Below are 13,953 nucleotides of genomic sequence, written 5' to 3'. Positions count from 1 at the left end.
GCAACGCAGACTATATTGAGTATCTTAAAGTTTATACTAATGATAAATGTTAACAAACTTATTCTTCAATAATGAATTGTGAAATTAGCATTTCTAAATTTTCGACTTTCTTTTTCATTTCATTAGATTTCGTCGTTATTTCTTGAATCAATGTGGCTTGTGCTTGAATTGATTGTACCGTTCGATTCGTTTCTTGTGCGACTTGTGTTGCAGTTTCAGAAACTATTGATAAAGAGGCATTCACTTCTTCTGTCCCAGCAGACATTTCTTCTGTGGCAGCAGACATTTCTTGAATTTGGGACGTTATTCTATTAATATCTTGCATAATAGATGAAAATGTGAGTTCTGCCTTATATGCTGCTTCTTTACCACCACTAACCTGTTGATGACCTTTTTTCATTACATGAACTGTATCCTGTGTATCTTGATGTATAAAACGTAATAAATTATTTATATCATTTACAGACGTTTTAGATTTCTCAGCCAGACCTCTTACTTCAGCTGCAACTACTGCAAATCCTTTTCCATTTTCTCCGGCGCGTGCTGCCTCAATTGCAGCATTTAAGGCCAGTAAATTCGTTTGTTCTGCAATATTAGTAATAATATCTAGCGCTTCTTCAATTTGTTGTGTACGTGTAACAAGTCTATCAATGACCTTAGCAGTTTCTTCGACAACTTCATTCACACTATTCATTTGACGAATAGATTGTTTTATAACTTCACTACCAGCATTTGCTTGGTCTATTGTTGCAACAGCAACTTCAGCAACCATCGCTGAAGATTCAGCTACTGTTTGAACTCCAGTTGCAATTTCTTCCATCGCAGTTGAACTTTCTTGAATACTAGTCACTTGTCCCTCTATTTCTTTATTTATTTCAGAAGTAGTTCGAACAACCTCGTTTGATATATGTGCTGCCGTTTTTGTCTCTTGTAACATATTTTCAGTTGAAATAATCACTTCTTTTGCTGTAACCTTCACCTGACCGACTAATTGTTGCAAGTTATCTAACATACTATTAAAGGATTGTACAATATGGCCTAATTCGTTCTCGGATTTATAAGAAGTTCGAATTGTTAAATCTCCAGCAGATACTCGTTCCATATCTTTTTGTAATAATACAATTGGTTTTTTTATAGTATTTTTTATTATAAAACCAATAAAAATAATTATTATGATTCCAACACATGAAATAATTACAAATGTTATTATTGTATTTTTCACACTATTGATATTCTCTTTTTGTAGTTGTTCAGCCGCGGTATTATTATATAAAATAAGTTCACGGATAGACTGAATTGTTTTTCCCATATTAGGCTCAATTTCTTTTAAATAATAGCTATAAGCTTCTTCATTATTAGTCAGTCCCAAATCCTGTGCTTTCTTCATTTGTATTCTTAAATCTTTGAATTGACTTTGAAATGCATTATACAAGCCCTTTTCTTTATGAGAACTAATTCTAGTTTCAAATTGTTTTAATAACTCATCATTTTCTTTCCTAGTCTTATCCATTTCTGTTATTAGTTCTTTCATTCTTTTTTCATCTTTCGATATCATAATCTCCATAAAATTCATATTAACATGGTAAAAATTTGATTCTACAGTTCCTATCCATTCAATTGGTAATAGCCTTTCGTCATACATACTAGAAGATGTATTTTCACCTTTTTGAAGCCCTAAAAACCCTAGAGAAGATAACATGATACAAGCCAAACTCGATATAATGACTAACACATTTAATTTCGTTCCAATTTTACTATTTTTAATAAAAGACAACAATTCCACCTCATCTGTATATTATACTTATATGTTTTATATTACAATAATATTCGACATTTATCGACATTTTTTTGTGTCGATTTTATAACTGCATTAAATTATTATATTAACTATATAAACCTATTCAAAGAACTTTGATTCTCATAATATCCAATACTAAAAAGTCTTATGGGAATTCCACAAGACTTTTAATAGCGTTACATTGTTTCTATGAAATTATGGTGAAAATTAAAGTGACTTATTAGTTCTTATAACTTCTTGATAGAGAATCGGTGACCACTTATCACTAACATAATCTTGGATCACCCAACCAACTCTTTTTGGATTCTCTTGTTTAATATATGCCGCAATTTCGGGATTTATATAAGAGGCATAATAATATGGGCTATTCCATGCTGTACCACCAGAAGACAAGCTTGTAAAATTAACATATAGATGATTTAAATCCTCACTATTGTTCATCGTTTCCTTGATCGTATCTTTAATAGATTTTACTTTCACATCATAACTCACTTTATATTTATCTTGTACTGTTACATTTACATTTTGATTTACAGTTGTCGTAAACGTCTCATTATCTGGCCAATAAAAATTATTATATCCTCCAGATTCATTACTACCACTATATCTTTTTAGTAGTACAATTTTCCCTCGAGCATCTCCAAGTTTTATATTTCCTTCTGTTTTTAAAAAGATAGGATCAACAAAATAATTTTTTTCAAACGTATTACTAAATGAACCTTCTGCCCCTTTCATATCCTCATACTCTTTTTTTAAAGACATAATAATTGTTTCACTTGGGTTATCTTTTAAAAATTGTTTCGCTTCGTTTATGAATTCATGCAGTGTTACATAAAGATATAATGGCCCATGATGAAGAACTATCGTATTATCATCTGTTAAACGGCCTCTTATATCAAAAATGCGAGCTCCATGATCCATTTGATAACGAAAATCATACTCTTGCGTCATTCCCCATACTTGCTTTATTGGATTTTGTAATTTAAACGTACCACTATCATGTGTTCCTGGAATTGAAATTCGTGCTAACGGGATGTTATCAGGTATAGGTTGCATCCATTTTGACCAATTTTCAAGTTCAATAACAGAGCTAGCTGCAACGACTTGCTTATCGTGTAAAGCAAATACAGATGTGATAAATATCATACTACATATGAATAATTTCAAAATAAACTTCTTATTGCTCATTATTATTCCTCCTTTTTCTGTTTTATATCAAACTTATTGAATATAATATAATCTGGTGAGTAAAAAATAAATAACATTTCATCAATATGAAATATTGCATAGAAGTAAAGTTAAAAAATCATTCACATATACTGAATTAGAAAAATTTAAAGGAACTTCATCTGAAGTTCCTTTCGTTTATTTTATATTCAATATATATGAACCATCTTTATTCTCATACTTATAAACATATAAATAATATTTACCTGGCTTTGCATTATAAGTTTCTTTAACTACATTCCCTTCATTTTCACCATATGCTACATAGTTGTTTAAATCTGATTCATGATGAAGTACCCATGTCATTCCAATGTTTTGTTCATTTAGTAGAGAAATATTAATATTTTCTGGTGAGTCAATTTGGAAAGTAAATACATCTACCTTATCACGATTATGTAGTGTTCCTTTCATTGGTGTATGAAAGTTAACTTTATTTGCCTGTCTAGGTTCATTATTTGGTTCATTTTCTGTTACTTGTAACTCATTCCCACCGTTCAGTTCTCTTTGTTCATACCCTAAGTTTACTAGTATAGACTTCAAATCTGGTAAAACACCAATTTTATCTGCATATGGATTTTTAGATTTCGTTCCAGTGTTATGGTTACTTAATATCGTTCTTAATTCACTTGGTCTATACGGTTGTCCTAAATTTTTTTTAGCAATGCTTTGTACTAAAGTCGCTGCCCCAGCAATAATTGGCGACGCACTAGATGTTCCACTAAAGCTTGTAGTATAAAGATTTACAGCACTTCTACTTTGCTCGGCTGTAGTTGTATCTACATTTTCTCCCCACCCGTACACATCAATCCGACTTCCATAATTTGAAAACCACATACGCTCATGAGGGAAAGATGAAGAGCCCGCTCCTACCATAATTGCACCTGAATCTTTAAATTCTTTACTATTACGATTTAAGACTTGTTTACCATTTCTATCTTTAAATTGATCTAAATCATTCCACCCATTTGCTCCAGCCTCTATAATTACAACACCTTTATCTGTACCAGCACGAATTGCATCAAAGATATCTGGTTGTACTTCAACAGGTAAATATTTATCACCATATCCATCAAAGGAAGCTTGTGCCTCTAATAATAAAACATCCCCAGCTTCTAAATGATTTACAGCACTTAATATCGCATCAGCTGTATTATATTGTCCGTTATCTCTTATTTGAGAAATCACTTTCGCTTTCGCTTTTGGCGCAATCCCAATATTCCCCACTTCATTATCTTCGGAGGATACAATTCCTAGTACAGAGGTCCCATGTCCAACATGCTGATCTATATTTCTTCCAGACATTAATTCAATATTTTGATGTACTAAATCCTCATGATTTAATAGCCATCCATATTCCATATCAACAAAAGTTATACCATTTCCATTACCGCCTTGAACTCCCCAGGCGAAAGGCGCATTAATACCGTATGGTGCTGCTTCAAGATAACCTTGTTGTTTAAATCTAGGATTGTTATTAGGACTAAGAGCTACACTTGATATTTGCACTTCCGGTGGCGTTATTTTTTCTTGCTTCTGCATATACACATCTTCTATTAAAGAAGATGTCTTTAACTTATCTACTAGTTCCTCTTTCTGCTCACCATTTTGAGTTTGAAGAATATAGTAGTTTAATAAACTTGTAGATACATTATTGGGTGCTTTCACTTCAAGGTCTTGTATTTCTTCTGGACTTACAGATGTGAATAAACGAGTGAATGTTACATCTGGATATTCTACCAAAAGATCTTCTAGTACTTTATCACTTGCTTGAGCTTGTATCTGTTTTTCAATACCATCTTCATATGGTAATTTCAAATCCGCATTGAATTTTACAATGATTTGCTTATCTGTTTCTTGTTCTATCCCTAATTTACTCTGCTGTTCTATAGAATCAGCCTTTACACTATTGACCGTGTCCCCTATTCCTAAAAATATTGAAATAATTACAGCTGAAACAGATATTCTTTTAAATATATTCATTACATCACTCCTCCTATTAATAATATGTAATCATTATATTAATCTATAATGATTTTATTTATATAACATATTCCCTTTCTACTAAATAGATTATAGTAATCAGCAATATGAACTTCAATGTATTTTCATATGCAATATTTCATATTCGGACTCTACACTACATAAATAAGAAACTTATAATGATTATTTATTTTATACGTGCTAATATACTTATATTAAAATATTATGTATAGACATTCTGAACTATATTACTTAACAATTTCACCTTATTTTTGCTAGGAGGATTTACAATGAAATTATTAAAAATAAAACATATAATCCCTATATCTGCAGCTGCAATTACATTCGTATGTCATCAAAGTACAGCTGAAGCATCTACCATTCATACAGTAAAAAAGAATGATACACTTTGGGGCATTAGTAAACAATACGGGTTTTCAATACAATCCATTAAACAGGCTAATAATAAAGGAAACGATCAAACCTTTATTGGTGAACAGTTAAATATTCCAGGGGCCACGAACTCAAATGAAATCACCGGTCGTCAAAATGCCAAACCCAAACCTGCGAACATTTCTAGACAAATTATTTATCAAGTACAACAGGGAGATTCATTAGAAACGATAGCAAAGCGTTACAATGTTACCGTTCAATCTATAAAACAAATTAACAATACAGCCGGAAACAAGCTTTATACAGGACAACATTTAAAAATTAACTCAAGCATTTCAGAAAAAGAAAAAGACTTAATGGCACGCTTAGTTACCGCTGAAGCAGGTGGCGAATCCTATAAAGGTAAAGTAGCTGTAGCAAAAGTTATACTAAATCGTGTAAACGCAAAAGGTTTTCCAAATACAATAACAGGCGTTATTTATGAACCTATTAAATACGGATATGCCTTTACTCCTGTTACAGATGGAAGAATTAATCAGCCTGCAAGCCCAGAAGCAAAAATGGCAGTAGAAGAAGCTATCTCCACAAATGGCATACATTCTGATTGGCTTTATTTCTATAATCCAAAAACATCAACAGACAAATGGATTACGACACGTCAAACAGTAGCAGTAATTGGTAACCATCTGTTTGCTAAATAACATTTGAAATCATTAACAGACCTCTTCACTTGAAAGGTCTGTTTCTTTATATGTTAGATTTTATTAATCATATGACATAGTGATTATTTAAAACTATTTCTTCTTTCAAATAAAAACATTTGTATTTATCCCACCACTCCGAGAAATTAAAAAAGCATCAAGTTCAAAAACTCCCTCTTTATTAATAAAAGCTATTTCTTAACTTCATAAAATTGTTATACACTAGAAAAATAAAAACAAACTATTCGTTAGCAGGTGGAAAAATATGTATGACGTTACAATTATCGGTGCTGGAGTAAGTAGCATTTTTATGGCTTATTCACTGGCTAAAAGTAACAAAAAGGTTTTAATTCTTGATAAAGGTAAAGCGCTAGAAGATCGCCATTGTCCTTTAGACGAAGGAAAAGTGTGTACTTGTACTACATGTGATAAATATTTTGGGTTTGGCGGTTTAGGAAAATCTGAAGGGAAATTTAATTATACAAACGGATTTGGCGGAGAACTTGAGCAAAAAGTCGGTAAAGAAAGCTTTATTCAACTCATGGCTGAAGTAGATGAAATTCTATGTCAGTTCGGAGGAAGTTCTGTTTCAAAATACTCTACAGAAAATCCAAATCTCAATAAGAGAGCAGAAACGTGTGGTTTACAAATGCTAACAACAGAAGTAAGACATCTTGGTACTACCCTTTCAAGTGACATTTTTCAGCAGCTCTATGAATTTTTACTTACGAAAATAAATATTCAATTTCATATAGATGTACAACATATTATGAAACAGAAAGATCATTTTACAATAGAGACAAATGAAGGAATAGTTCAATCTAAGCAACTAGTGTTTGCAACTGGGCGTTCCGGAGCGGATTGGTTAAAAGAAATGTGCACTTCTCTAAATATTTCTCAGGAACAAACTCGTGTAGATTTAGGTATTAGAGTAGAGATGAAAGAACACCAATTACGTTCTATATTAAAAGATACATTTGAGACAAAACTTTCTTATGAGCATGAACAATTCACAGCAACTACGTACTGTATGAATCCGAAAGGACGCATCATTAGAAAGTACGAAGAAGGTTTAGTTATGCCTGACGGTCAAAATTTTCGAGAGGAAGGAACTGGCACACCTAACTTAAATTTCACTTTATTTATCCCGCGCTATTTTTCAACTCTCAAAGAAGCAAATGTATACGCAAGTTCAATTATTAAAAGCATTAACCAAGGACAAGATCGAATTGTTATACAGCGCTTAGAGGACTTACTAAATAAACAACCTACAACAGAGAACGGCATGAAACATAACCGTATACAGCCTACATTACAAGGAGATTATGGAGATTTGAATACAGAAATTCCTCGATTATATATTGAAGGGCTTAAAGAATTTTTATTACGTTTAGAACAATTTATCCAGGAACCGATCGATAAAGATACTTTATTATATGGAATTGACGGAAAGTTCTATGCTCCTACGATAAAAACCAATAACCATTTTGAAACAAGTGTGCATGGACTATTTTTAGTTGGAGATTGTTCAGGCGTCACTCATTCATTATCTCAAGCTGCTGCAAGTGGGTTGTATGTTGGAAAATATTTATCTCATATTTAATTTCTTTCATTAAGATAGCAATCAAATATTTTAACTTCCATAACACTTTATTTATGTACCTTGTCCTTCCCCTGCTAATGATTATCCCGCCAAGAATCGGGATTTTACGAGATACATATTTAACATAACTATGTATGGTAAAACTATCGACATTCAATTCTAACAAATTGAATGTCGACAGTTTTAAAAGCCTCTATTCATTTCCACTTTCATTTGTTCGATATTTTGTAACATCATCATAGTGTTTAATATGTTAGGATGTCTATAAGTATTTTTTACTACAACTATGACTTTTTCTGTTCTGTTTCAAAAAATAGATTTGCGCTTTAAAATTCCCCATTGTACGTATATGAATACTTCATATTATTACCTTTAGAAACCATTAAATGGTTCATTACACTCTAATAGTTATGAAAATATAATATATAACACAAGTTAAATAAATTGTATAAAGAAGGTGTAAAAATGAAAAATAAAATCAATTTACAAATGCAAAATATAAGCTTTGTTTTAATAATTGCTTTAGCAGTATGGTTAAAAACATATCTTATTACAAGATTCAGTTTCGATTTAAAAATTGAGTCTTCTACACAAGAGCTTATTTTGTTTATTAGCCCTCTCGCTGCATCATTAGCTTTTGTCGGATTAGCATTATTTGCAACCGGTGAAAAGCGAAATTATATAGCGCTATGTATTAATCTCTTATTAACAATCGTACTTGTTGGGAATGTAATGTTCTATGATTTTTATAGTGATTTCGTTACGTTACCAGTACTTGGACAAACATCAAACTTTGGCCAATTAGGCGGCAGTATTATAGAAATATTGAACTATAAAATTATACTCGCTTTCGTAGACATTATTTTCTTCTTTATTTTGTTAAAGAAGAAGGCACTAGTCTTCCAAACAGGACGTGTAACTCATCCGGCACGCTTGTTATATTTTCTCTTAACGTTTGGTGTATTTTTTGCGAATCTACACCTTGCAGAAAAAGAACGACCTGAACTATTAACGAGATCATTCGACCGAGTCATGCTTGTTAAAAATTTGGGACTATACACTCATCAAGTATATGATTTAACACTACAAGTAAAAGCAGGATCACAAAAAGCACTTGCTGATAGTAGTAAATTACAAGAAACTGAAAACTACGTAAAGGCAAACCAAAGTGAGCCAAACCCTAACATGTTTGGTGCAGCAAAAGGAAAAAACGTAATTGTTGTCACTCTTGAATCCCTACAAACCTTTTTAATAGGCGCATCAGTTAACGGTCAAGAAGTTACACCATTCTTGAATGAATTCATAAATGAAAGCTATTACTTCGATAACTTTTTCCACCAAACTGGGCAAGGAAAAACATCCGATTCTGAATTTCTAATCGATACGTCGCTGTATCCATTAAATCGAGGAGCTGTATTTTTCACGCACGGTAACAATGATTATACTGCGACTCCAGAGATTTTACGTCAGCAAGGTTATTTCACTTCTGTATTCCATGCGAATAACGCAACATTTTGGAATCGTAACATTATGTACTCTGCTCTCGGTTATGATCGTTACTATAATGAACTTGATTACAAAATTACGCCCGAAACAAATTTAAATTGGGGATTAAAAGATATCGAATACTTTGATCAATCAGTAGATATATTAAAAACTGTTGACCAACCCTTTTATGCTCGTTTCCTTACTTTAACGAATCATTATCCATTTACGTATGATGAAGATACAAAATTCATTGAACCATACAACTCTGGTAATGGCGTATTTGATCGTTATATCGTAACAGCACGTTACTTAGACGAATCAATTAAAAAATTTATTGAGCGTTTAAAAGCCGAGGGAATGTATGATGATTCTATTATTGTGTTGTATGGTGATCATTATGGTATTTCTGAAAAACACAATCGTGCAATGGCACAGTTTTTAGAAAAAGATCAAATAACAGAATTTGATACTTTAAATTTACAACGCACACCTTTATATATTCATATGCCTGGCCAAACAGAAGGTCAAACGATTTCAAAACCTACGGGGCAAATCGATATAAAACCTACTATTCTAAATTTATTAGGGATTAATACTACGAACGATATCCGTTTTGGTCATGATATGTTTTCAGATGAATATACCGGTTTTGTTGTTTTACGTGATGGTAGCTTTATTACAGAGAAGTATGTATACACAAACAACACTTTCTATGACCGCATAACAGGTGAAATTGTAGATTTACCAAAAAAAGAAGCACAAGCACTCATTAACCGTGCACAAAATGAATTACGAATGTCTGACAAAATTATTGAAGGCGATTTATTACGTTTCTCAGAAAGTAATAAAATTAAAACTGGCGAAGTACAAACTAAAATTAAAGAGACTGAAAAATAATCTAAATATGAAAGGGAGCAACTGTAATAAGTTGCTCCCTTTTACTATCGTATAACATATGATGCAATGTCATATAAAAACCTCGTATATTTTACTTTTATTCTACGCTTGTTTCTAAAGTTACATCTGTATAGGTATGATCATCACCTATATTTAAAATTACTTCACATTGACGTAATCTCAATTCAAAGAGCATGATAGAATCATGATAAACTTCAGGTTGTGATTTCATCTTATGTAACATCTCTTGTTTTTCTTGTATTTCTAAATGAGTATTTTCTACAGCTTGTTTCAAGGAGTTAAATGGATTCCTAAAGAATATGTTAATATCCCGCTCTTGCGTGTTTTCAAATAGCTCAAATTGCAAGAAAAATTTCTTCATAATAGAAGCCGTTACCTCAGTATAATCTTCATTTTCTACATACTGTTTGTATTTGTTATATAGCATACCTTTGTTTTTAGGAAGAACTCCAAATAATTTACCGGCACTTTTCAGTAAAAATTGTGCTGGCGTAAAGCGACGTAAAATATTTACTTCATCCATTTGTATTCTAGTCGTCATTCTGTCAGTATCTCTGCGCCAGTCATCAAGCACTTTAAAATCACATTCTAACTGTATTCGATTTTCTCCAAATAAAGAATTAAGTCCTTCACTAAGTTCTTCTAAGTACGATTGACTTTGAAGGAGCTCATTATTAGAAATCGCAATCCAATTTTTCATAGAAAGAGCAAAATTAGGTAATACAGTTTGTTCTAAATATTTATGTACTCTTTCATTCATCGCTTTATTTAGTTCCGTATCAATGTGCCCGAAATCGCTTTCTTCACTAATTAAATCTGAACAACTCTGTAATATCTTCGGAATATTTTCAGTAAGTTCATTCGTAATTTCCGTTTTCATTGTACGATATGACTGTGTAATGAAATGAATTTTTTCCTTCTCAAAAGTAGTAAGATTATTACTGCTACCATTTAGTTTCACTAGCATATCTTCATTCCAATGAATAGAATCCACTAAATTGTTTTCTTTCTCAACGCGTTTATCCAATAGATATGTAATTGTTTTTCGAATGAAAAACAATAGCTTTTCCGTACGTTCTGCATCGACATTTTTATGATTAAAGTTAAAATGAATAAACTCAGTTAAATCATTTAATTGTTGACTACTTGTATATAACGAAGAGTAAGGGAAAATTCTCGCATGCGGGAAATATGTGTTTATTCTCGCTTGCGTATCATGTAATACTCTTTTCACTTCTGCATCACTGTAAATGTTATCGATTTTATTTAATAAGAAATGAATTTGTAAATTTGGTGTATGTTCTTGAATGCTTAATAGAATATCACGTTCTTTGTCAGTAAAAGGTGAATCCGCATTCAATACGAATAGTAATTCGTCTACAGAATTTAAATATTCGAATACCTCATCTCTAGTATCGTTATTCCTATTAAATCCAGGTGTAACTACAAATGTAAGTTTATTTTCACTTAAAAATCTGCATGGTAATTTAAATTCAACACATGCTCTATCTCTATATGTTTGATGGTGCTGAGACATTATATTATGGTAATCAGAGACATCTTCCGTTGTTGTAATTGCTGAGTCTGTTATGGCGTTAATTTCTGTATGCGCATCATTTTTTAAAACTACTACATTTGAAATTGATTTTTCTAATATATTTTCTCCTATTATAGAGTTAATAAATGTAGTTTTTCCGTTTCCTGAAGTTCCCGTTACTAAAATGCGATTTGTGCTTAAATCTGCGAGCTCGCCAACTAACCATCTAAATCGGTGACCCATTTCTATATTATGTTTTTGTGCCCACTCTGTAATAGATTCAAAAAGATGCAAACTATACTCTAAGCCATCCACATGATTAATAGAATATAACAACAGGTTTTCAGCATGTTTTATATTTGCTGAATCTATTTCGGAAGGGAAAATCTCATCCCATGCCAATACAGCTGCAGATGGAAATACAGCATAAGATGGATTGACAACCTTTAACCAATTTGTTAACAAGTTTGGAATGATATCGTGCAATTGTTTAAGCATATATTGACCTTGAATTAATTCAAAGTACGTTCCTTCGTAAAGAGAAGAAATTTTGTCCCATATATCGGACGAATGTATTTCAATATGTAAGAAAAATTCATTTATTGTGTTAAGCCATGATAAGTAATTTTGTTCGTTTTTATAACTATTCCAAAGTGATGAAACCATTTGCGTAAATTGTACTTGATCTACATTATTTAACGTAACTAATACTTCATAAAAATAATCTGGTGAAATATGTTTAGTAAATCTTTTATCGATATATCCTTTTAAAACCTCAAACCACGGATAAGATTCTGTTCGAATTAACTCATTCACAGCAAGCTCTACTGCACTATCAAAATCTTGCTGCTCCTCATAAAAAGAACGGGCAATTTTTGTGACATTTGGATAATCCGGATTTAAAGAAACTGCTTCTTTAATAACAGCGAAAGCAGAGTCAAAATTATTTTGCTCTATGTAAAGAGAAAGTAATTGTAATCTAATCTCCGTCATCAATATTATATTATCAGTAGTAATGGACGTATAAACATTTTCAGCAACTGGTAATTGATTAAGCTCGAAATAAGCATCGGCAATATTTTTTTGTGCCCATGGTGCTAATTCATTATTAACTTTTTCCCATTTAAAAATAGCTGCTTCAAAATCTTGATGGCGATAATAAAATTCACCTTGTGCAAAACGAATGTAAGATCCATCAGAAATCTCATTTCTTTCTTCGTTTACATAAGCTTCTCCAAGTACATCAATAGGTGGTTTTGTTTCATTCTCCATTAGGAATGTTTCATAATACATCTTTTTTATTAATTGTTTTTCTACTCTCATCTTTTCCCCCACTATATCTTGAAAATACATTTTTAAGATATGTCAATACTTTTTGTATGTATGCTTTTTATCTTAACAAAGAATATCTTTTGGAAAATTTCATTTTCCTTTCATTTTTCAAGTTAGATTGAATTTTTATGAGAAAAGTTTCAGTTTTTTTTCAATTTCCTTTCAGTTATGAAACAGCATTAAATGTTCCTAATAACCTAATAACACTATAATCTCCCGCATTATATTATCAGGAAAAGTCTATATAAACCCATATTATAAAAACAATTTATAACGAATATATATGCATTATTCCCTTCCCTAATAAATAAAAGAAGCATTATCATATATTTCTCACATTGTTTTCCTTTGAAATATTTCAGTAGTTACGTAATTTAATTCCATTAACCTCTATAAATAACTAGTCCAAAAAAAATCTATATGCATATCATGTTATAGTAAAGAATTCAGGAAATCCTAAAAGGAGGCATTTTCATGTTTGAAGATAAATCTAAAATAAACTACCCATATGAATTTACTGAAACTACAACAATCCCGCTAAAAAACCCCATCAATAAAACTTTCAAAAACGGCTCTGGTACACATACTTTCCCAATTAAAAAACACTATAAAGAACAGGTGTTATATACGGAAAAAATTAATAATAATAAAAACAAATAACCTTATAGGCCCTTATAACAATTAATCGAATAAGAATCTATATTAGACCTTGCATAGTTATAGGTAATAAATAAATTTTTCTTATACAACTCATGTACTTTTAAAAAGTGCTGATATACAGCGCTTTTTTATACATAGATAATAGAAGAACAAAAAAGGGTATGGATAGTTTCCATACCCTTTTTGTTCTTTACTATTTATAAATAAAGTACGCCCATATTTATTTTACCTAGTAGCACTTTAATGGCCCCTCTAGAAAAAATAAAAACTAGTTTAATTAAAAATAAATTTCTTAGCCAATGCTCCTACCAGCATA

8 protein-coding genes are annotated in these 13,953 nt (G+C 31.4%); 4 read left to right on the top strand and 4 right to left on the bottom strand.

Annotation, left to right across the window (positions count from 1 at the left end):
• Nucleotides 1-58: 58 nt before the first annotated feature.
• The 3 genes from DN389_RS10875 to DN389_RS10865 form a co-directional block, all read right to left on the bottom strand.
• Nucleotides 59-1,774, bottom strand: coding sequence for a methyl-accepting chemotaxis protein (locus DN389_RS10875; protein WP_149237107.1), 1,716 nt, complete (start codon nt 1,772-1,774; stop codon nt 59-61).
• 231 nt (nt 1,775-2,005) lie between these two features.
• Nucleotides 2,006-2,986 (bottom strand): phosphatidylinositol-specific phospholipase C, encoded by a 981-nt coding sequence (locus DN389_RS10870; protein WP_088064265.1) that lies wholly within the window; start codon nt 2,984-2,986, stop codon nt 2,006-2,008.
• A gap of 177 nt (nt 2,987-3,163) precedes the next feature.
• Nucleotides 3,164-5,005 (bottom strand): S8 family peptidase, encoded by a 1,842-nt coding sequence (locus DN389_RS10865; protein WP_098190035.1) that lies wholly within the window; start codon nt 5,003-5,005, stop codon nt 3,164-3,166.
• A 290-nt stretch (nt 5,006-5,295) separates the two neighbouring features.
• Between DN389_RS10865 and DN389_RS10860 the strand changes: the two genes are divergently transcribed.
• The 3 genes from DN389_RS10860 (at nt 5,296) to DN389_RS10845 (ending at nt 10,087) form a co-directional block, all read left to right on the top strand.
• A complete protein-coding gene (locus DN389_RS10860) occupies nt 5,296-6,099 on the top strand; it encodes a cell wall hydrolase (protein ID WP_098802812.1) in 804 nt (267 codons plus the stop codon).
• Nucleotides 6,100-6,364: 265 nt separating this feature from the next.
• Complete coding sequence (locus DN389_RS10855; RefSeq protein WP_088122948.1) at nt 6,365-7,702, top strand: NAD(P)/FAD-dependent oxidoreductase; 1,338 nt, start codon at nt 6,365-6,367, stop codon at nt 7,700-7,702.
• A gap of 465 nt (nt 7,703-8,167) precedes the next feature.
• The gene (locus tag DN389_RS10845) at nt 8,168-10,087 is read left to right on the top strand and encodes an LTA synthase family protein (protein WP_097858922.1); all 1,920 of its coding nucleotides are present in this window, start codon (nt 8,168-8,170) and stop codon (nt 10,085-10,087) included.
• 97 nt (nt 10,088-10,184) lie between these two features.
• Here DN389_RS10845 and DN389_RS10840 read toward each other — a convergent pair whose 3' ends face one another.
• The gene (locus tag DN389_RS10840) at nt 10,185-12,968 is read right to left on the bottom strand and encodes a dynamin family protein (RefSeq protein WP_149237106.1); all 2,784 of its coding nucleotides are present in this window, start codon (nt 12,966-12,968) and stop codon (nt 10,185-10,187) included.
• A gap of 483 nt (nt 12,969-13,451) precedes the next feature.
• Between DN389_RS10840 and DN389_RS10835 the strand changes: the two genes are divergently transcribed.
• A complete protein-coding gene (locus DN389_RS10835) occupies nt 13,452-13,637 on the top strand; it encodes a hypothetical protein (RefSeq protein WP_000461129.1) in 186 nt (61 codons plus the stop codon).
• Nucleotides 13,638-13,953: the final 316 nt, after the last annotated feature.

The sequence above is a fragment of the Bacillus sp. AY3-1 genome, assembly GCF_008368785.1.
Lineage (GTDB): Bacteria > Bacillota > Bacilli > Bacillales > Bacillaceae_G > Bacillus_A > Bacillus_A wiedmannii.
Note: the sequence above shows the minus strand (reverse complement) of the source record. Positions and strands in the feature narration are given on the sequence as shown.